The sequence below is a fragment of the Brucella sp. H1_1004 genome (assembly GCF_047308065.1).
Classification (GTDB): domain Bacteria; phylum Pseudomonadota; class Alphaproteobacteria; order Rhizobiales; family Rhizobiaceae; genus Brucella; species Brucella pseudogrignonensis_B.
Genome location: NZ_JAYKZA010000002.1, coordinates 574,285 through 594,454 on the forward strand (window position 1 = coordinate 574,285; position 20,170 = coordinate 594,454).

The window sequence follows — 20,170 nt, forward strand, 5'->3', positions numbered from 1 at the left end:
ACGTTCACTTTCACGAAGATTTTGATTCATATTTTCTAAAAATACGTAAGTGGTTTTTTATGATTTTTATCATAAATCAAATATCTTACGATTTACTACATTTTATAATTATAAATAATGCTTACTGGTTTAGCTTAGATATCGCACTGACAGCAATTATGGCTACTATACTTTTTATATCAACAAAATTTTTCAGTTCAATTTCTCAAAAATTTACTGCTGTGTTTATTTTTATAATTCAATTAATTTTGATTTTTGATGACCTTACCGTCGAACATTATTAATTTCACCAAAGAGTATGCGGACCATTCCAATGGAAACGCGGATGGCCTGCCTGGTTTCAGAACCCGTTGTTCCACTGGTCTGTGGCAATCCAAAAATGGACTGCCTCTAACCTGTTTCACCCAGCAGGAACTGGCGAAAATCTATTCGCTGAAAATCTGCGCCGGAGTGAGATAATCGCTCCGGCGCACAATTTTAAGCCGCTTTTGTCAGCATGCCATGTGGGTCGAGCACGAATTTCTTCGCCACGCCCTGATCAAAGCTTTCATAGCCTTGCGGCGCATCTTCCAGCGAAATCACCTGCGCATTGACGATGTCTGCAATGTTCAGCCGACCGTGCAGAATAGCCTGCATGAGTTGGCGGTTATATTTCACTACCGGCGTCTGGCCAGTATGGAAAGACTGCGCCTTTGCCCAGCCAAGACCAAAGCGCAGTGACAGGCTTCCCTGTTTGGCGGCGCTGTCAACTGCGCCCGGATCTTCCGTCACATACAATCCGGGAATGCCGATGGAGCCTGCCGGGCGGGTAATTTCCATCATCTGGTTGAGAACGATAGCCGGTTGTTCACCGCCGCTGTGACCACGGGCTTCAAAGCCGACAGCATCGATAGCGCTATCCACTTCGTTGCTGCCGGTCACTTCTGCAATCATGTCACCGAGACGATCACTTGCCGAAAGATCAATCGGCTCGAAACCAACCTTGCGGGCATGTTCCAGCCGTTCCTTGTTGAAATCGCCAACCATGACGACTGCCGCACCTAAAATGCGCGCAGAGGCAGCGGCAGCAAGCCCAACTGGTCCGGCGCCTGCCACATAGACAATGGAGCCGACGCCAACACCCGCTTTCACTGCGCCATGAAAGCCGGTGGGCAGAATATCCGACAGCATGGTGAGGTCGCGGATTTTTTCAATGGCCTGCTCTCGGTCGGGGAACTTCAGCAGATTGAAATCGGCATAAGGCACCATGACATAGCGCGCTTGCCCACCGATCCAGCCGCCCATATCCACATAGCCATAGGCACCGCCCGCGCGTGATGGGTTGACCGTCAGGCACACGCCGGTGTCCTGCGACTTGCAGCAGCGGCAGCGCCCACAGGCGACATTGAACGGCACCGAAACGATGTCGCCCACTTCGAGCATTTCGACATCGCTACCTTTCTCAATCACTTCACCGGTGATTTCGTGGCCAAGCACAAGACCGGGCATGGCAGTGGTGCGACCGCGCACCATGTGCTGATCAGACCCGCAGATATTGGTGGTGATCACTTTCAGGATGACAGCGTGGTCCAGCTTACGCCCGTCGGGTGCGCTCAGCACCGGATCATCAATATCACGAACTTCGACTTTACCCGGGCGCATGTACACAACGCCTCTATTCCTGCTCATGCCTACCTCCTCCTGATGGACAGTGCGGGGATATACCCGTCTGACAAGCCTATCGTGCTTAATGGTCGAGGAGTTGTTCTGTGCGCGACATGTCCGGTTCGCGGATCAGCATGTTAGCGAAAGATGTAAGCGCTTTAGTCTGATAGCGGTCATTATGCGAAAGCATCAAAAACTGGCGTTGAGGCAATGCAAAATTGGCTTTGACCAATGTGCCCGCCGCGAGATGGGGTGCAGCCACCAGTTCCGAGATCGCAGTAACATAATTGCCGGAAAGCACGGCAGAGCAGATCGCTTCATTGGAAGGAAGTTCAAGCGCAATGTTCAGACGCGCCGGATCATAGCCTGCGACGCGTGCCGCATCTTCGAACACGCTGCGCGTGCCTGACCCATGTTCGCGCAATATCCACTGGCCGCTAAACAACGAATCCCAGGTGAGCTTTTCAGCATTGCGCCATGGATGATCAGGCCCTGTGACAACGATAAGCTGGTCTGTACCAACTTTGCGAAGGGAAAGTGCCGGTGCCTGTACCGCACCTTCCACAAGCCCTATATCGGCTAAACCGGCCTCAGTTGCTTGTGTCACGCTTTCGGTATTGCCGAGCGTCAGCCGCAAATCGATCATTGGGTAGGCTGCATGAAACTGTGCCAGATAGGGCGGCAGCCAATAGCTCGCAATCGTCTGGCTGGCATGAATGGTAAGAATGCCACGTTTGCCACTGCCAAGCTCCGACAGCATACGCTCTGCCGATTGCGCGCGGGCAAGCGTCGCGCGGGCTTCATCCAGAAACATGCGGCCATCACCTGTCAGTTCAATGCGCCGTCCGATCCGGTTGAAAAGCATCGCACCATAGCGATCTTCCAGCGTGCGAATAGCCGAACTCACCGCCGATGGCGTGAGATTGAGCGCCTCCGACGCGCGGGTCAGATGCTCTCGCTCGGCCACTTCGATGAAAATACGCAGTTGTTCCAGTGTCATAGCTTCAATCGTTCGATTTTATCGAATGAATTGTGCCATATTATGCGATGGAATGAACAGAAGAAAAGGCGCATCAGATTGAAAAATATTTTTCCTGATATGAATGTCTATCCCAATGACGACCGCAATAACCACCAAATTCCAGAACATTCTCCCTGGGCTAGCGCTTAGTCTGGCGGTATCGGCAGTCGCTATCGGCTTGGAAAAGGTCGAGGAACATTATACGGGCAGGGCATGGCTGGAAGCGCTTGTCTTGGCAATTCTGCTGGGAACCGCAGTTCGCACCATTTTCCGTCCGGGTAAGCAATTTGCCAAAGGCATCAGCTTTTCGGCAAAGTTGCTGCTGGAAATTGCCGTTGTACTGCTTGGCGCGTCGATCAGCGCAAGTGCGGTGATTGATGCCGGGCCGGGCCTTATCCTCGGCATTGCCTGTGTGGTGGCCATCGCGATCTCGCTAAGCTATGGCATTGGACGGTTGTTAAAACTGCCGCATCGCATGGCCGTTCTGGTTGCTTGCGGCAATTCAATCTGTGGTAATTCTGCTATCGCCGCCACTGCCCCTGTTATTGGTGCGGATAGCGAAGATGTCGCTGCTTCCATCGCCTTTACGGCCATCCTTGGTGTCGTTGTCGTGCTTTGTCTGCCGCTGCTGGTACCGCTGCTTGGAATGTCTTTTACGCAATATGGCGTTCTGGCGGGGCTGACGGTTTATGCTGTGCCACAGGTGCTTGCTGCAACCGCGCCCGTTGCTGCAATCAGCGTACAACTGGGAACCTTGGTCAAGCTCGTTCGTGTGTTGATGCTGGGGCCGGTTATTCTGACGCTATCGGTTCTCGCTGGAAATAGAGATGCGGAGGTAAAACCCGGCTTTCTGCAACTGGTGCCATGGTTCATCATCGGTTTTCTGGGTATGATGGCGCTGCGCTCGCTGCATCTTATTCCCGAAGCAATTCTCCCGATCATCCAGTTTGCGTCGACAGCACTGACGATCATTTCAATGGCAGCACTTGGGCTTGGTGTCGATGTGCGCTCTGTCGCCTCGGCTGGCGGACGGGTCACCTTTGCGGCCATTTTGTCCCTCGTGGCACTTGGGGCGATCAGCTTAGGCTTGATATATTTGTTGGATATAGCTTGATAGCTGGCGTTTAGAATGGAGCGGAGACCTAAAGAAACACCCGCACCATTCGCCTGCTTTATTCCTTAACTACGGAGGGCCAGATTGTTCTAAAACTTATAAGCAACACCAATGCGAATGTCGTTTGTTGACAGTTTGCTGCTTGCCGTGCCGTTTCCATTAAGATCAAAGTTTTGTTTGCCGAAATCTGTATAACGATACTCTAATCGTAGTATTACGTTGTCGGTTGCCGCATAATCAACACCACCTCCAACAGTCCATCCGGTTCGTGTCTTTGTTTTAGATATAGTCTCACCATCGTCAAATTCTTCGTTGATTGTAAGCGTATTTTTAATACTTCCAAAGGCTAAACCACCAGCGAGATATGGCATAACTTTATTCACAGCATATCCCATTCGCGCTCGCATCGCTCCATTCCAAGCTAGTTCCGTGGATGCACTGTGTCCTGAATCATCGTGAAGAAAACTGTTTTTTTGGGATTGAAATCCCTTAGTTATATCCACTTCACCGCCAAGAATAAAATTATTCCCTAAATCAAAGTTATATCCGGCATAGACGCCGCCAATAAAGGCACCTTTGTTTTCTGAACCCGCACTATCAAAGTCTTCAAAGTCGTCATTATCTTTTAGAGAATATTTAGTTTTTGCCCATGAGTGACCAACTTGGCCGCCCAAATAGGCTCCACTCCAATTATATGGCGAACTTGAATTTTTTTCAGTAGGTTCTTGCATGACAACAACATCTGCTGAATAGGCAGCGCTTGTTAATGATATAAATAAAATTGATGATGCAGATAAGAAGTAATGACGCATATACTGACTCCGTAGTATTATAATGCTTTTAGATAAATTTACAGTTCGGGTAATTGACATTTAATTTTTTATTTCTCAACCGCAAAATTTTATAAACATCTAGGGTTTTATTTGTTGTTCGTATATGTTTGGGTAGTCAGAAAAAAAGCCCGCCAAATGGCGGGCTTTCTCGTATTTAGTGACGTGTCGAAAACTTAGTTGTTTTCCGACTTCTTCATTGCTGCAGCGAGAATGTCGCCGAGCGATGCACCGGAATCGGTCGAGCCGTACTGAGCGACTGCTTCCTTTTCTTCAGCAATTTCCAGAGCCTTGATGGAGACCTGCAGCTTGCGGGTCTTCTTGTCGAAGGCGATGACGCGAGCGTCAACTTTCTGGCCAACGCTGAAGCGTTCTGGACGCTGTTCGTCACGGTCACGCGACAGATCCGAGCGCTTGATGAAGCTGTCGAGATCGTGGTCAACGAGACGGACTTCAAGGCCACCATCGGTAACGGCTGTGACTTCACAGGTTACAACGGCGTTCTTGCGCAGTTCACCCGAAGCTGCTGCTTCGCCGACCTTGTCGCCGGAAAGCTGCTTGATGCCAAGGGAGATGCGTTCCTTTTCGATGTCAACGTCGAGAACAACGGCCTTAACAACTTCGCCCTTGTTGTATTCTTCGATGACCTGCTCGCCTGGACGGTTCCAGTCGAGATCGGAAAGGTGAACCATGCCGTCAACGTCGCCGTCGAGACCAATGAACAGGCCGAATTCGGTCTTGTTCTTGACTTCGCCTTCAACGATTGTGCCCTGTGGGTACTTGTCAGCAAAAGTCGTCCATGGGTTGTCGAGAGTCTGCTTGAGACCGAGCGAGATACGGCGCTTGACCGGATCAACTTCGAGCACAACAACTTCGACTTCCTGCGTGGTCGACAGGATCTTGCCTGGATGTACGTTCTTCTTGGTCCACGACATTTCTGAAACGTGGATCAGACCTTCGATGCCTGGCTCGATTTCGACAAATGCGCCGTAATCGGTGATGTTGGTTACAGTACCGGTGATCTTTTTGCCGATCGGGTACTTCGCACCAATGCCATCCCAAGGATCGTTCTCGAGCTGCTTCATGCCGAGCGAGATACGATGTGTGTCCTGGTTGATACGGATGATCTGCACCTTGACCGACTGGCCGATGGTGAGGATTTCCGAAGGATGGTTGACGCGGCGCCATGCCATGTCGGTCACGTGCAGGAGGCCGTCAATTCCGCCGAGGTCAACGAACGCACCGTAATCGGTGATGTTCTTGACAACGCCGTCAACAACCTGACCTTCTTCAAGGTTCTGAACGATTTCCGAACGCTGTTCCGCACGGCTTTCTTCAAGAACGGTACGACGCGAAACAACGATGTTGCCGCGGCGCTTGTCCATCTTGAGGATTTCGAAAGGCTGTGGGACGTGCATAAGTGGGGTAACGTCGCGGATCGGACGAATGTCCACCTGCGAACGCGGAAGGAACGCAACTGCGCCGTCCAGATCAACGGTGAAGCCACCCTTAACCTGATTGAAGATGACGCCGTCGACGCGTTCGCTGTTAGCGAACTTCTGCTCGAGCTTGCCCCAGCTTTCTTCACGACGTGCTTTTTCGCGCGACAGAACAGCTTCGCCGAGTGCGTTTTCGATGCGCTCAACGTAAACTTCAACTTCGTCGCCCGGCTTCATCGAGCCGTCTTTGCCCTTCGCGCCGAATTCCTTCAGCGGTACGCGACCTTCGACCTTGAGGCCGGCATCGATGATTGCCATGTCTTTTTCGATGGCAACGATGCGACCCTTTACAACATAACCTTCTGCAAGGTCATTGTTGGCAAAGGATTCAGCCAGCAGCGATTCGAAGTCTGCGAGGGAGGGATTGAATTCAGACATAAATACTCCTGATGCATCCGGTATAAAACAACATCGGATGCGGCGCCGGGGGTTAGAGTTGCGTTGGGCCTGTCCTTCGGTCCCGTCTCGTGAGAGACAACCGGCGCGTGGAACGCGAAGTCAGGTTATAGGTTTGGGTGAGCCCTATATAGGAACAAAACCCGGATTATTCAGTGTTTCAGAGGCCTAATTCTATCAGAAAGTTATAAAACTGTCCCGATATTATGCCTTGTGCTGCGCAAGAGCATGATCAATCAGCTTTTTCGCGGCCAGAAATGCCGCTTCTATACTCATTTTGCTCGTATCTAGCAAGTGCGCGTCTTCGGCAGGCTTGAGCGGCGAATCCGTGCGGTTCATGTCGCGTTCGTCGCGCTTTTTGAGATCGGCTAAAATCTCATCAAAATCAGCTGTGCCGCCTTTGGCAATAATTTCGTCAAAGCGACGCTGGGCGCGGACTTCTGGCGATGCCGTTACAAAGAGCTTTATCTGCGCTTGCGGGCAGACCACCGTCCCAATATCTCGTCCGTCAAGCACGCTTGAAGGCAATGCATTGGCAAAACTACGTTGGGCTTCAACAAGTGCACGCCGCACCGCAGGCATGACCGCCACTTTCGATGCCGCTTCGCCGATGGCGTGGGCCGAAAGTGCGACCTTATCCATATCATGCAGATTGAGATGAAGCGCCACATCCGCCGCAATCGCCTCATCATCAAGCGGCAGCCCCTGATCGAGCAGGGCTTTCGCCACTGCACGGTAGGTCAGGCCAGTATCGAGATGGGGCATCCCGTAATGAATGGCGATGCGCCGGGCAAGGGTTCCCTTGCCCGAAGCTGCAGGTCCGTCGATGGCTACGACGAAACTTGTCATTGCTTCTCGCTGACTTCGATTTTTGCACCAAGGCCCGGCATCATGGTCATGAATTCCGGGAAAGAGGTAGCAATCATCAAACTGTCGTCAACAGTAACCGGCTTTTCAGCGGCCAACCCCATGACAAGGAAGCTCATCGCAATGCGGTGATCAAGATGCGTGGCAACCGTGCCGCCGCCAAGGCCTTTACCGTCAGGACGACCACGAACTGTCAGCGACATTTCGCCTTCGGTGCAATCAACGCCGTTGGCTTCAAGGCCACGAGCGACTGCTGCGAGACGATCTGATTCTTTGACGCGCAACTCATCAAGACCATCCATCACGGTTTCGCCTTCGGCAAAGGAAGCAGCAATCGCCAGAACCGGATACTCGTCGATCATCGACGGAGCGCGTTCCGGTGGAACGACAACGCCCTTGAGCTTCGATGATTTCACACGCAGATCGGCAACATCTTCACCACCAGCAAGACGCGGATCGATGATTTCAATGTCAGCGCCCATTTCCTGTAAGGTCAGGATCAGTCCGGTGCGGGTGGGGTTCATCAGAACATTGCGGATCGTGACATCCGAGCCTTCAACCAGCAGCGCCGCGACAAGAGGGAAAGCGGTTGAGGATGGATCGCCCGGCACGTCGATTGTCTGGCCCGTAAGCTTGCCCTGTCCAACAATGCGAATATGGCGCACGCCATCCTTGTCAGTCTCAACCGTGAGGTCGGCACCAAAGCCTTGCAGCATTTTCTCGGTGTGATCACGGGTCATGACAGGTTCAATGACCGTCGTAACGCCCGGCGTATTGAGGCCTGCCAGCAGAACGGCGGACTTCACCTGTGCTGATGCCATTGGTACGCGATAGCTGATCGGGTTTGCGGTCTTTGGACCGGTGAGTGTGAGCGGCAGGCGGTCGCCTTCGGCGGCCTTTACCTGAACTCCCATCTCGCGCAGCGGGTTGAGTACGCGCCCCATAGGACGCGACGTCAGCGAGGCATCTCCGATAAAGGTTGTTGTCATGTCATAGGTGCCGACAAGGCCCATGGTGAGACGGGCACCGGTTCCGGCATTGCCGAAATCGAGCGGTGATTCTGGCTGCAACAGGCAGCCATTGCCCACACCATTGATGATCCAGATGTCGCCGTCCTTGCGAATCTTGGCACCCATGGCCTGCATTGCGCGGCCTGTATTGATAACGTCCTCACCTTCGAGCAGGCCGGTGATGCGGGTTTCGCCCGCAGCAAGACCACCGAACATGAAAGAACGATGCGATATGGATTTGTCACCCGGAATGCGTATTTCGCCCTTTAAAGCCTCTGAGCGGCGGGCGGTTGCAGGTTTCGGGGTAGCGGAATGGGACATGGATTTTTCACTGTCTCATTTTGGCGTTATGCACGCTGGATTAATCAAAGCGGCAGCTTCCTAACACAGGAACAAGCCTTGGTCATCCGCCAATGCGTATTTTGAAACACAGAACGGGTGCAGAATGCGTCTTTCGCTTTGACAAAAGCTGCAAATTGCGTTTATGCACCAAACAACACCGCCAAATTAAGACTACGGCGCGTCTTCCGCCTTCTCCCGACTGATTGACGGTTGAGGAGATTGATGGCGAGCTGAAAGCATGTAAGCGTCGCAGACGCGACGGAGAAATCAACTCACGAGGCTAAACGTGGCAAAAGCTGAACTTGGTACCAAGCGCATCGATCCGGAAACGGGCAAAAAGTTTTACGATCTCAATCGCGATCCGATTGTGTCGCCTTACACCGGTATTTCATATCCGCGTTCGTATTTCGAAGCGAGCATAGCTGAAAGCCGTGCCGCTGAAGAGGAATCGGAAGAGGAAGAACTGGATACGGCATTGGAAAAGCCGGAATTCGTTTCTCTTGAAGATGCGGATGACGAAGCCAAGGGTGGTGACGACCTGCCAGATCTCGACGACGATGTCGATCTTGGCGATGACGACGACGACACCTTCCTCGAAGAAGAGGAAGATGAAGACGACGACGTTTCGGACATTCTCGGCGGCGGCGTTGGTGATGACGACGAAGAAGTCTGATCTAACTCTTTAGCGTTAGTTTGAAAGCAAGGCGGCCCATTGGGTCGCCTTGTTGTTTTTTACGGCATGGCAAACGGCGGATAGGCATTTGGCAAATTATTTTTGGCCGATGCGATAAGAGTTGTGATTTAGCTCTTGATCTTCTTCCAAACGCCATTTAAGAAGCCGCCACACCGGACAGAAATTTCTGTCTGGCCCACCTCTTAAGAGGTCTGATGGGGCCATAGCTCAGCTGGGAGAGCGCTTGCATGGCATGCAAGAGGTCAGCGGTTCGATCCCGCTTGGCTCCACCAAATTCCCCCAATAATTTTAGCGTCGTAAATAGCTTTTCCTCCCGCGATCATCGATGCAATATTTTCCACCGCGTGGACCAGTACAGATCAAGCCGTCGCGACACGAGCATTCGCTTGTTGACGAGGATTGCATGTTTGACTGAGCCGGGTTGATCAAACCGGCCGCACCTCCAGCTGGACTGTGCGACAATCCCATAAAAGCCTGACACGATTTTTTGCTACCGCTGACAGATCCGTCATTGCAAATAAATATGTCACCCCGACAATGCGATATCCCGCCCTTGCTTCCACTACAGGGCGTATTCGCTGCCTGTGAAGGTGATAGTGTCGTAATTTGCAAACTGATAATTATCAGTTTGATGACCCAGCCCATGATCCGCATAGGTTCGGATATTAGCGAGTGTTGAAATGCGTGCAACGGATTAAGATCAGGAAAAGCATAGACGCCACGTCGAGTCTCTTTTACAGACTTCTTGGGAGCTGGATGGGAGAACAGCTCAGCTCACATAATTCTGGGAGGAATGATGAACAAGACTGCTTCCGCCAATTATCGGCCACTGTGGCAGCCTGATGCAAATCGCATTGCAGCGAGCGGGCTTGAACATTTTCGCGTGCAGGCAGAGGAGCGCGCAGGGCGGAAGCTTTCCGATTATCAGGCGCTGCATCGTTGGTCGATTGAGGATCGCGCCGCCTTCTGGACGTTGATCTGGGATTTCTGTGACGTGATTGGTGAGCGCGGTGATACGGCGTTGATCGATAGTGGCCACATGCGCGAGGCAAAATTCTTCCCGGAGGCAAAGCTTAATTTCGCAGAAAATCTTCTTCGCCATAAGGGCGAGGGCGAAGCAATCATCTTTCGCGGCGAAGACAAGGTCGAGCGTCGCCTGACTTGGGATGATCTGCATGCGCTGGTCTCAAAACTCCAGCAATTCATGTTGGCGGAGGGCATAAAACCTGGCGACCGCATCGCAGGCATGATGCCCAATATGCCCGAAACTATAGCACTGATGCTGGCGGCGTCTTCTCTGGGTGCAGTGTGGTCTTCCTGCTCGCCGGATTTCGGCGCGCAAGGGGTGCTCGATCGCTTTGGTCAGATCGAGCCAAAATTGTTTTTCGCCTGCGACGGCTATTGGTATAATGGCAAGCGCATCGATGTGAGTGACAAGATTGCTGAAGTTTCAGCCAGGCTGCCGAGCAGCAAACGGACTGTGATTGTCAGCTATCTCGGCGAAGCCGAAGCCGTTGCCAGCAATGCGCGAAATGGCATTGCGCTGGATGCAGCCCTTGCATCATTTGCTGCAAAGGATGTCGCGTTTATGCGACTGCCATTCGACCACCCGCTCTATATTCTCTTTTCGTCGGGTACCACCGGCATTCCAAAATGCATTGTGCATCGCGCTGGCGGCGTGCTGTTGCAGCACCTCAAAGAACATCGTCTTCATGCGGATGTTCGCAAAGGTGACCGCTTTTTCTATTTCACGACCTGTGGCTGGATGATGTGGAACTGGCTGGCATCCGGCATAGCGTCCGGCGCAACGCTTCTGCTTTATGATGGCTCACCATTCTATCCCGATGGCAATGTGCTGTTTGACTATGCGGCAGCAGAAAAAATGACCTATTTCGGCACGTCGGCAAAATTCATCGATGCGGTGCTGAAAGCTGGGTTGAACCCGCGCGAAACCCACGACCTGTCAGCACTTCGTACGATTTCGTCGACTGGCTCGCCGCTGTCGCCAGAAGGCTTTGCTTTCGTCTACGAGTCGATCAAGCCGGATGTACATCTGGCCTCCATTTCCGGCGGTACTGATATTGTCTCTTGTTTCGTGCTCGGTGTTCCAACCGAAGCTGTGTGGCAGGGCGAAATTCAGGGCGCTGGTCTTGGCATGGCGGTCGATGTCTGGGACGATGATGGCAAGCCGGTGCGCCGTGAGAAAGGCGAGCTGGTCTGCACGAAGGCTTTCCCGTGTATGCCGCTGGAGTTCTGGAACGATCCGGATGGAGCGAAATATCAGGCTGCCTATTTTGACCGCTTTGACAATATCTGGTGCCATGGCGATTTTGCCGAATGGACGCAACATGATGGCATCGTCATTCACGGTCGTTCAGATGCGACACTTAATCCAGGTGGCGTGCGCATCGGTACGGCGGAAATCTACAATCAGGTTGAGCAGATGGCAGAAGTGGCCGAAGCGCTTTGCATCGGGCAGGATTGGGATCATGACGTGCGCGTGGTGCTGTTTGTACGGCTGGCTGAGAGCGTCTCGCTCGACGACGATCTCCGATCGCGCATCAAGACCAAAATCCGCACCGGCGCGACACCGCGCCATGTGCCTGCAAAGATCGTGGCGGTAAGCGATATTCCGCGCACCAAGTCCGGCAAAATTGTTGAACTTGCCGTGCGTGACATTGTGCATGGGCGCGAGGTGAAAAATCGCGAAGCGCTGGCAAATCCGGAAGCGTTGGAGCTATATCGCGATCTTTCTGAGCTTCAGAGCGATTGAGCACAACCTGAGAAAAACACGAAATAAAATTACGTTAATGGGTAATAAATAGCCACAGAACGCCGCGCAAAGCCATTGCCTATTCCGCCTCCACAAGACACTCTGTTTGAATAACCGGGCAGAACTTGTGGAGGACGAGTATGTTTGCTTCGGGCATGAATTTCGGTCTTGGTGAGGAGATCGAGGCCCTTCGCGATACGGTGCGCCGTTTTGCGGAAAGCCGCATTGCGCCACTTGCCGCCGATACCGATCGCAATAACGCATTTCCCATGCATCTCTGGCGTGAACTGGGTGATCTTGGTGTGCTGGGCATTACCGCATCGGAGGATTTTGGCGGCGCAGATATGGGCTACCTGGCTCATTGCATTGCTATGGAAGAAATCAGCCGTGCGTCAGCCTCGATTGGCCTGAGCTATGGTGCGCATTCCAATCTCTGTATTAATCAGATCATGCGCAATGGTTCACCGGAGCAGCGTTCAAGATACCTGCCAAGACTCATTTCCGGCCAGCATGTCGGGGCGCTCGCCATGTCTGAGCCGGGCGCTGGATCCGATGTTGTCTCAATGAAGCTTCATGCTCAAAGGCGGGATGACCGCTTTGTGCTCAACGGCAATAAGATGTGGATCACCAACGGCCCGGATGCTGATGTGCTGGTGGTCTATGCCAAAACCGATCCGGCTGCCGGCTCGCGCGGGATAAGTGCTTTTCTCGTTGAAAAGACGTTCAGGGGATTTTCCACTGCACAAAAGCTCGACAAGCTTGGCATGCGCGGCTCCAATACCTGCGAACTGATGTTTGAGGATTGTGAAGTGCCTGCCGAAAACCTGCTTGGTGAAGTGGGTAAAGGCGTGAATGTGCTGATGTCCGGCCTTGATTATGAGCGTGTGGTGCTGGCAGGCGGCCCGCTCGGCATCATGGCGGCATGCCTCGATATCGTTGTGCCCTATGTGCATGAGCGCAAGCAGTTCGACCAGCCGATTGGCGCGTTCCAGCTGATGCAGGGCAAACTTGCAGATATGTATGTGAGCTTCAACGCATCGCGTGCCTATGTCTATGCGGTGGCAGCCGCCTGTGATCGCGGTGAAACCACGCGCAAGGATGCGGCGGGCTGCATTCTTTATGCCGCGGAAAGTGCCACGCAAATGGCGCTGCAGGCGATACAGGCACTGGGCGGCAATGGATATATCAATGATTATCCGGCAGGACGCTTATTGCGTGACGCGAAGCTTTACGAAATTGGTGCAGGCACATCTGAAATCAGGCGGATGCTGATCGGGCGGGAACTCTTTGAGGAGACCCGCTGATGCCGGTTCTGAAATCCGAAGTTTTGACACGCAGCGCAGTCTTTGAAGCCAACCGCAATGCCATGCTTGCGGCGATTGACGTGGTGGCACAAGCATCACGCATCGCCACTGATGGTGGGGGTGAGAAGGCGCGTGAACGTCATGTTTCACGCGGCAAGCTGTTGCCTCGTGACCGGGTTGCGCAACTGCTTGATCCAGGGTCGCCTTTTCTCGAAGTAGGCCAGACGGCAGCACATGAGATGTATGATGGTGCAGCACCGTCAGCTGGCATTATTACAGGCATCGGGCGAGTTTCGGGGCGTGAATGCATGATCGTCTGCAATGATGCCACGGTGAAGGGTGGCACTTATTATCCCATCACGGTGAAAAAGCATCTGCGAGCCCAGGAGATTGCGGGCCAGAACCGCCTGCCATGCATCTATCTCGTTGATTCCGGTGGGGCCAATCTCCCTAATCAGGATGAGGTTTTCCCGGACCGCGATCATTTCGGGCGTATTTTCTACAATCAGGCACAAATGTCGGCGGCGGGTATTGCGCAGATTGCAGTGGTCATGGGATCGTGTACGGCAGGCGGTGCCTACGTCCCCGCCATGAGCGATGAAACGGTGATTGTGCGCAATCAGGGCACGATTTTTCTGGCTGGTCCGCCGCTGGTCAAAGCTGCAACCGGCGAAGTCGTGAGCGCGGAAGTTCTCGGTGGTGGCGATACGCATACCCGGCTTTCAGGTGTTGCTGATCATTTGGCGAATGATGATGCGCATGCGCTGCAAATCGCCCGCGCCATAGCGGCCAATCTCAACAGCCAAAAGCGCGAGTTTTGTCCAAGGGGGGATGCTGCTGCTCCGCTTTATGACTCCGAAGAAATTCTCGGAATTGTCTCGGCTGATACCCGCATTCCCTACGATGTGCGCGAGCTGATTGCGCGGCTGGTCGATGGCTCGGATTTCGATGAGTTCAAGGCGCGCTTCGGCGCCACATTGGTTTGCGGTTTCGCAAGCCTTTACGGAATGCCGATCGGCATTATCGCCAACAATGGCGTGCTGTTTTCGGAAGCCGCCTTAAAGGGTGCGCATTTCATCGAGCTTTGCTGCCAACGTAATATTCCGCTGGTGTTTTTGCAGAATATTACCGGCTTTATGGTTGGGCAAAAATATGAAGCTGAAGGCATCGCCAAACATGGCGCGAAGCTTGTCATGGCGGTGGCGACGGCCAATGTGCCCAAAATCACGATGCTGATTGGCGCATCCTATGGCGCAGGCAATTACGGCATGGCGGGGCGGGCCTATTCGCCACGTTTTCTCTGGACCTGGCCGAATAGCCGCATTGCGGTAATGGGAGGTGAACAGGCGGTAGGTGTGCTGGCGAGTGTCAAGCGCGACGGGATTGAGCGCAGCGGCGGCAAATGGTCTGCGGAAGAGGAGGCGGAGTTCAAGCGCCCAACTTTGGAAATGTTTGAGCGCCAGAGCCATCCGCTCTATGCGTCGGCGCGGCTTTGGGATGACGGGATTGTCGATCCGCGCAAGAGCCGTGAGGTCCTGGGCCTGTCGCTTTTTGCAACGCTGAATGCTCCAATAGAGCCGACGCGTTTCGGCTTGTTCAGGATGTAGAGGGCGATCCGATGTTCAAAAAAATCCTGATTGCCAATCGCGGAGAAATCGCCTGTCGGATCATGCGCACGGCGCGCCAATTGGGGATTGCCACTGTCGCGATTTATTCCGACGCGGATGCCAATGCGCTTCATGTCGAAATGGCCGACGAGGCCGTGCGCGTGGGGTCTGCTCAATCTGCGCAAAGCTATTTGAATGTCGATGCGATCATCAAAGCGGCGAAAGATACGGGCGCCCAGGCAATCCATCCGGGCTATGGCTTTCTCTCCGAAAACCCAACCTTTGTGGAAGGGGTTGAAGCAGCCGGACTTATCTTCATAGGCCCATCGGCAAAAGCCATTCGCGCCATGGGGTTAAAAGATGCTGCCAAGGCTTTGATGGAAAAAGCCGGTGTACCTGTTGTGCCGGGTTATCACGGCGATAACCAGGATGAAGCCTTCCTGAAAAGCGAAGCGAGCCAAATCGGCTACCCCGTGCTGATCAAGGCTCGTGCGGGCGGCGGCGGCAAGGGCATGCGCCGCGTCGATGATCCTGCCGATTTTGTCGTAGAATTGGAGAGTGCGAAGCGCGAGGCGGAAGCCTCGTTTGGAGATAGTGCTGTTCTGATCGAAAAATACATGACCAAGCCGCGCCATATTGAGGTGCAGGTCTTTGGTGATAATTCCGGCAATGCCGTGCATCTATTTGAGCGCGATTGCTCGCTGCAACGCCGCCATCAAAAGGTGATTGAGGAAGCGCCAGCGCCCGGTATGACCGCTGACATGCGCGCTGCCATGGGCAATGCAGCGGTGAAGGCCGTACAAGCCATTGGTTATTCCGGTGCAGGCACAGTTGAGTTCATTGCCGATGTTTCAGAGGGGCTTCGCGCTGATCGTTTCTTCTTCATGGAAATGAACACGCGTTTGCAGGTCGAGCATCCCGTGACGGAAGCGATTACCGGCCTTGATCTGGTTGAATGGCAATTGCGGGTGGCGTCCGGTGAAACTCTGCCGAAGCGGCAGGATGAGCTTGCGATTAATGGCTGGGCTTTTGAGGCGCGACTTTATGCGGAAGACCCGGCGCGCGATTTTCTGCCAGCAACGGGAAGGCTTGCACTGTTTGCCCCGCCGGAAAATGCGCGGGTCGATTCGGGCGTGCGCAGCGGCGATGTCATTACGCCTTTTTATGATCCGATGATTGCAAAAATCATCACGCATGGCGCTACCCGCGACGACGCGTTGAACCGCCTTGTTGCGGCACTGAACAACACGCGCATCGCTGGCGTTATAACCAATCGGCAGTTCTTATCTCAACTCTGCAAGCTTCGATCGTTTCAGGAGGGCGATGTCGATACAGGTCTGATTGCGCGTGAGGCAGATGTGCTGTTTCGCGATCAACGCCCTTCAGAGATCGCGTTTGCTTTGGCTGCCCTTGGTGCACTCGACCTTCTTGATCTGCCTGCAAAAGATGATCCGTGGAATGTCCTGCGCGGATTTCGTCTATGGGGTGATGCATCGCGCTCTGTCCTTCTTGATCATCATGATCAGTGTCAGACAATCAGCTTCACCATTAAAAGTGACAGACTTTTTGGCTTTGCCTTCGGCACACTGGAAATTCGTTCTTTTGAGAACGGTTTGGTACGGTTTTGCATTGGCGGTCGTATTGACCAGGCATCTGTCTTTCGCATCGGCCGCGACGTGACCGTGCAGTTTGAAGGCACGGACACTCTGTTTCACTATTTAGAGACTGCCGCAGCAGTGGATGAGGCTTCGAGCGAAAGCCGCATTCTGTCGCCAATGCCGGGATTAGTTCGGCTCGTTTCTGTGGCGAAGGGGGCCAGTGTTGTCAAAGGCGACAGGCTGGTCACGATGGAAGCGATGAAGATGGAGCTTTCACTGATTGCACCGCGCGATGGCAAGGTCGCATCTGTGAGCGTCGCGGCTGGCGATCAGGTCAATGAAGGCGCGCTGTTAGTCCAATTGGAGGAAGATGATGGCTGAACACGTTGAAATCGTCGAAATGGCTGCGCGCGACGGCCTACAAAACGAAAAGCGTTTTGTGCCAACAGCCGACAAGATTGCCCTGATCGACCGGCTGTCCGATTGCGGCTATTCCCGCATTGAGGCAACCAGTTTTGTCAGCCCGAAATGGGTGCCGCAACTTTTCGATGCGACTGAAGTTATGGCCGGTATCCATCGCTCGCACGCTGTTCGTTATTCAGCCTTGGTACCCAATATGAAGGGCTATGAGCGTGCTGCTAGCGCCGGCGTGGATGAAATTGCGGTTTTCATTTCGGCGTCAGAGGGCTTTTCCAAAGCCAATATCAATTGCACCATTGCGGAGAGTATTGAGCGGCTAGCGCCAGTCATTGGTGCCGCCATCAATGACGGTCTGGCCATTCGCGGTTATGTCAGTTGCGCAGTTGAATGCCCTTATGACGGACCGATTGCTCCGCAGGACGTGGCCAACGTGACCGAGCAACTCTTTTCCCTCGGCTGTCATGAGGTGAGTCTTGGAGACACGATTGGTCGCGGCACACCGGAAACTGTGAGCGCCATGCTTGATGCGGTTTTGACTGTGGCAACAGCGCATAGTCTTGCGGGTCATTATCACGACACCAACGGGCGAGCGCTCGACAATATCCGGATCAGCCTGGAAAAAGGTTTGAGGGTATTTGATGCATCTGTGGGCGGGCTTGGAGGATGTCCGTTCGCGCCCGGCGCCCAAGGCAATGCCGATACGGTGGCCGTCGTGGAAATGCTGCAAAGTCTTGGGTTTGAAACAGGGCTTGATATTGAAAGACTGCGATCAACAGCTTTGTTTGCGCAAGCACTCGCTCAGGATAGGGCGGCATGATGGAATTTGAAACCATCCTCATCGACATTGATGAGCGCGGGGTGGCCACGCTGACGCTCAACAGACCAGAGCAGCATAATGCACTTTCCAGTCTGATGATTCATGAGCTTTTCAGCGCTACGCAGCGCCTTGCCAATGACGATGCGGTGCGGGTCGTCACGCTGACGGGCAGCGGCATAAGTTTTTGTGCGGGCGGTGATCTTGGCTGGATGCGTGAGCAGGTAAACGCGACCCGCACGCAACGCATTGAAGCAGCCCGAGCACTCGCGCTGATGCTCAAGGCATTGCACGATCTGCCGAAGCCATTGATTGGGCGCGTGAACGGGCAGGCCTATGGCGGTGGTGTCGGACTGATCAGCGTTTGCGATACCACAATTGGTGTTACGGATGCGCGTTTCGGATTGACGGAAACCAAGCTTGGATTGATCCCCGCGACGATCAGCCCCTATGTGGTTGCGCGTATCGGTCAGGCCCATGCATTGCGCAATTTCACGTCGGCACGATTGTTTGATGCCGAAGAGGCAAGGCATATCGGATTGCTGCATCAGGTGGTCGAAGCGGAGCGACTTGATGCTTCGGTCGATGCTGAAATCAGACCATATCTTTCGACTGCTCCAACTGCGGTTGCGGCCTCCAAGCGGTTGGTACATGCGCTTGGAAGACCCATAGACGATATGACAATCGAAATGACGCTGGTCCGCCTTGCGGATGCTTGGGAAACGCCAGAGGCCGCAGAGGGAATCGCGGCCTTTTTTGCGAAGCGATCACCATCTTGGAAGAGAGGAGGATAGTCACTTTATGGGAGGCAGTTTTCGTTGTAGTTGCGGGCACTTGGCCCCTTGCAATCGGAGGCTGGAAATGCATTCTTATTACATCATGAAAGCTCGCTCCCGTTCTGGAGCATGATTTCGAAACCGCAAATGCAGTTTTGGATAATATTATGGCTCTGACACTCAGTAAGCCGGACGGCGCGGCGGGCTTTTGGATTGACCCTTTAAGTTCGTATGATTGAAATAAAAGGGAGGGACCGGCAAACCGGTGGCGCAAAGACGCTGCGATTTGACCGGCATGGGTTGTTTGGGGTCATCGGGAAAGCGAGACCTCGCAAAGGAGAAAAAGAATGAATCTCAAGCTTCTGTCCAGCGTGGCTTTTGCCGCTACACTCGGCTTCGCCGGTGCCGCTTATGCGGACATCACCGTTGGTGTTGTTGCACCGCTCACAGGTCCGGTTGCTGCTTATGGCGATCAGGTCAAGAAGGGTGCGGAAACCGCTGTTGAAGTTATCAACGCAAATGGCGGCATCAAGGGCGAAAAGATCGTTCTAAAATTTGCTGATGATGCTGGCGAACCAAAGCAGGGTGTTTCGGCTGCTAACCAGCTGGTCGGCGAAGGCGTCAAGTTTGTCGTCGGTCCTGTCACCACCGGCGTTGCAATTCCTGTTTCCGATGTTTTCGCTGAAAACGGCGTTCTCATGGTGACACCAACGGCAACTGGCCCTGACCTGACCTCTCGCGGTCTGGAAACCGTGTTCCGCACCTGCGGCCGCGATGACCAGCAGGCTGACGTGATGGCCGCTTACTTCCTGAAGAATCTTAAGGACAAGAAGGTTGCTATCGTCCACGATAAGGGCGCATACGGTAAGGGTCTGGCAGATTCTTTCAAGGCTGCCATCAACAAAGACGGCATCACGGAAGTTCAGTATGATTCCGTTACGCCGGGCGACAAGGATTTCAGCGCGCTCGTATCCAAGCTGAAGGCTGCGGGCACCGAAGTCGTTTACTTCGGCGGTTATCATGGTGAAGGCGGCCTTCTGGCCCGTCAGCTTCATGATGCAGGTCTGAATGCGCTGATCCTCGGCGGTGAAGGCCTTTCCAACACTGAATTCTGGGCAATTGGCCAGAAGAATGCTGAAGGCACGCTTTTCACCAACGCTGTTGATGCAACCAAGAACCCAGCTTCCAAGGAAGCCGTCGATGCACTGACTGCAAAGAACATTCCGGTTGAAGCATTCACCATGAATGCATACGCCGCTGTTCAGGTTCTTGCAGATGGCATTGAACGCGCTGGCACAACGGAAGATACCGCAGCTGTTGCTAAGGTTCTTCGCGATGGTCAGCCAATTGAAACAGTCATTGGCAAGCTGACCTATGGCGAAACGGGCGATCTTTCTTCGCCAAGCTTCGACGTGTTCAAATGGTCGGATGGTAAGATCGTCGGTCTCGACTGATATTTAA

Annotated in this window: 15 protein-coding genes and 1 tRNA gene; 10 read left to right on the plus strand and 6 right to left on the minus strand. The window is 53.5% G+C overall.

Features of this window, described 5'->3' with window-relative positions; genetic code table 11:
- Window positions 1–477 precede the first annotated feature (477 nt).
- Together fdhA and U2P60_RS10015 are read right to left on the minus strand one after the other, a co-directional pair.
- Complete coding sequence (gene fdhA / locus U2P60_RS10010) at window positions 478–1,668, minus strand: formaldehyde dehydrogenase, glutathione-independent (protein WP_313827677.1); 1,191 nt, start codon at window positions 1,666–1,668, stop codon at window positions 478–480.
- Window positions 1,669–1,726: 58 nt separating this feature from the next.
- Window positions 1,727–2,644, minus strand: a complete 918-nt coding sequence (locus tag U2P60_RS10015; protein WP_413572430.1) for a LysR substrate-binding domain-containing protein — start codon at window positions 2,642–2,644, stop codon at window positions 1,727–1,729.
- A 115-nt stretch (window positions 2,645–2,759) separates the two neighbouring features.
- On the opposite strand from U2P60_RS10015, the gene U2P60_RS10020 reads away from it, so the two are divergent.
- A complete protein-coding gene (locus tag U2P60_RS10020) occupies window positions 2,760–3,779 on the plus strand; it encodes a YeiH family protein (protein WP_413572431.1) in 1,020 nt (339 codons plus the stop codon).
- An 89-nt stretch (window positions 3,780–3,868) separates the two neighbouring features.
- On the opposite strand, the gene U2P60_RS10025 is transcribed toward U2P60_RS10020, so the two are convergent.
- From U2P60_RS10025 to aroA, 4 genes are all read right to left on the minus strand, one after another.
- Window positions 3,869–4,591: an outer membrane protein gene (locus tag U2P60_RS10025; protein WP_413572432.1), complete on the minus strand. Its 723-nt coding sequence runs from the start codon at window positions 4,589–4,591 to the stop codon at window positions 3,869–3,871.
- A 194-nt stretch (window positions 4,592–4,785) separates the two neighbouring features.
- A complete protein-coding gene (gene rpsA, locus U2P60_RS10030) occupies window positions 4,786–6,486 on the minus strand; it encodes a 30S ribosomal protein S1 (RefSeq protein WP_313827681.1) in 1,701 nt (566 codons plus the stop codon).
- Between the two features lie 222 nt (window positions 6,487–6,708).
- The gene (gene cmk, locus U2P60_RS10035) at window positions 6,709–7,353 is read right to left on the minus strand and encodes a (d)CMP kinase (RefSeq protein WP_413572433.1); all 645 of its coding nucleotides are present in this window, start codon (window positions 7,351–7,353) and stop codon (window positions 6,709–6,711) included.
- Entirely contained in the window at window positions 7,350–8,702 is a 1,353-nt protein-coding gene (gene aroA / locus U2P60_RS10040) for a 3-phosphoshikimate 1-carboxyvinyltransferase (RefSeq protein WP_413572434.1), read from the minus strand. Before aroA ends, cmk begins: the two co-directional genes overlap by 4 nt.
- A gap of 307 nt (window positions 8,703–9,009) precedes the next feature.
- Between aroA and U2P60_RS10045 the strand changes: the two genes are divergently transcribed.
- The 9 genes from U2P60_RS10045 to U2P60_RS10085 all read left to right on the plus strand — a co-directional run bounded on the left by U2P60_RS10045 (window position 9,010) and on the right by U2P60_RS10085 (window position 20,163).
- Window positions 9,010–9,396, plus strand: coding sequence for a TIGR02300 family protein (locus U2P60_RS10045; RefSeq protein ID WP_313827684.1), 387 nt, complete (start codon window positions 9,010–9,012; stop codon window positions 9,394–9,396).
- 217 nt (window positions 9,397–9,613) lie between these two features.
- Window positions 9,614–9,689: transfer RNA gene (locus tag U2P60_RS10050), tRNA-Ala, on the plus strand.
- A gap of 521 nt (window positions 9,690–10,210) precedes the next feature.
- Complete coding sequence (locus U2P60_RS10055) at window positions 10,211–12,190, plus strand: acetoacetate--CoA ligase (RefSeq protein WP_413572436.1); 1,980 nt, start codon at window positions 10,211–10,213, stop codon at window positions 12,188–12,190.
- Window positions 12,191–12,345: 155 nt separating this feature from the next.
- A complete protein-coding gene (locus U2P60_RS10060; RefSeq protein ID WP_413573750.1) occupies window positions 12,346–13,494 on the plus strand; it encodes an isovaleryl-CoA dehydrogenase in 1,149 nt (382 codons plus the stop codon).
- Window positions 13,494–15,101, plus strand: coding sequence for a carboxyl transferase domain-containing protein (locus tag U2P60_RS10065; protein WP_413572437.1), 1,608 nt, complete (start codon window positions 13,494–13,496; stop codon window positions 15,099–15,101). Before U2P60_RS10060 ends, U2P60_RS10065 begins: the two co-directional genes overlap by 1 nt.
- Window positions 15,102–15,112: 11 nt before the next feature.
- Window positions 15,113–17,080 (plus strand): acetyl/propionyl/methylcrotonyl-CoA carboxylase subunit alpha, encoded by a 1,968-nt coding sequence (locus U2P60_RS10070; RefSeq protein ID WP_413572439.1) that lies wholly within the window; start codon window positions 15,113–15,115, stop codon window positions 17,078–17,080.
- Window positions 17,073–17,936, plus strand: a complete 864-nt coding sequence (locus U2P60_RS10075) for a hydroxymethylglutaryl-CoA lyase (protein WP_413572440.1) — start codon at window positions 17,073–17,075, stop codon at window positions 17,934–17,936. The genes U2P60_RS10070 and U2P60_RS10075 overlap by 8 nt, the downstream gene beginning before the upstream one ends.
- Window positions 17,933–18,727 carry a crotonase/enoyl-CoA hydratase family protein gene (locus U2P60_RS10080; RefSeq protein WP_413572441.1) on the plus strand — a complete coding sequence of 265 codons (795 nt, stop codon included), beginning with the start codon at window positions 17,933–17,935 and terminating at the stop codon, window positions 18,725–18,727. The genes U2P60_RS10075 and U2P60_RS10080 overlap by 4 nt, the downstream gene beginning before the upstream one ends.
- Before the next feature lie 329 nt (window positions 18,728–19,056).
- The gene (locus U2P60_RS10085; RefSeq protein WP_313827690.1) at window positions 19,057–20,163 is read left to right on the plus strand and encodes an ABC transporter substrate-binding protein; all 1,107 of its coding nucleotides are present in this window, start codon (window positions 19,057–19,059) and stop codon (window positions 20,161–20,163) included.
- The last annotated feature ends 7 nt before the right edge of the window (window positions 20,164–20,170 follow it).

Excerpts from the sequence above, each read along its gene's own strand:
- fdhA (WP_313827677.1), bottom strand. The coding sequence starts at position 1,668 with ATGAGCAGGAATAGAGGCGTTGTGTACATGCGCCCGGGTAAAGTCGAA.
- cmk (WP_413572433.1), bottom strand. The coding sequence starts at position 7,353 with ATGACAAGTTTCGTCGTAGCCATCGACGGACCTGCAGCTTCGGGCAAG.
- U2P60_RS10075 (WP_413572440.1), top strand. The coding sequence starts at position 17,073 with ATGGCTGAACACGTTGAAATCGTCGAAATGGCTGCGCGCGACGGCCTA.
- U2P60_RS10065 (WP_413572437.1), top strand. The coding sequence starts at position 13,494 with ATGCCGGTTCTGAAATCCGAAGTTTTGACACGCAGCGCAGTCTTTGAA.
- U2P60_RS10025 (WP_413572432.1), bottom strand. The coding sequence starts at position 4,591 with ATGCGTCATTACTTCTTATCTGCATCATCAATTTTATTTATATCATTA.
- rpsA (WP_313827681.1), bottom strand. The coding sequence starts at position 6,486 with ATGTCTGAATTCAATCCCTCCCTCGCAGACTTCGAATCGCTGCTGGCT.
- U2P60_RS10015 (WP_413572430.1), bottom strand. The coding sequence starts at position 2,644 with ATGACACTGGAACAACTGCGTATTTTCATCGAAGTGGCCGAGCGAGAG.
- U2P60_RS10020 (WP_413572431.1), top strand. The coding sequence starts at position 2,760 with ATGACGACCGCAATAACCACCAAATTCCAGAACATTCTCCCTGGGCTA.
- U2P60_RS10060 (WP_413573750.1), top strand. The coding sequence starts at position 12,346 with ATGAATTTCGGTCTTGGTGAGGAGATCGAGGCCCTTCGCGATACGGTG.
- aroA (WP_413572434.1), bottom strand. The coding sequence starts at position 8,702 with ATGTCCCATTCCGCTACCCCGAAACCTGCAACCGCCCGCCGCTCAGAG.
- U2P60_RS10055 (WP_413572436.1), top strand. The coding sequence starts at position 10,211 with ATGATGAACAAGACTGCTTCCGCCAATTATCGGCCACTGTGGCAGCCT.
- U2P60_RS10070 (WP_413572439.1), top strand. The coding sequence starts at position 15,113 with ATGTTCAAAAAAATCCTGATTGCCAATCGCGGAGAAATCGCCTGTCGG.
- U2P60_RS10085 (WP_313827690.1), top strand. The coding sequence starts at position 19,057 with ATGAATCTCAAGCTTCTGTCCAGCGTGGCTTTTGCCGCTACACTCGGC.
- U2P60_RS10080 (WP_413572441.1), top strand. The coding sequence starts at position 17,933 with ATGATGGAATTTGAAACCATCCTCATCGACATTGATGAGCGCGGGGTG.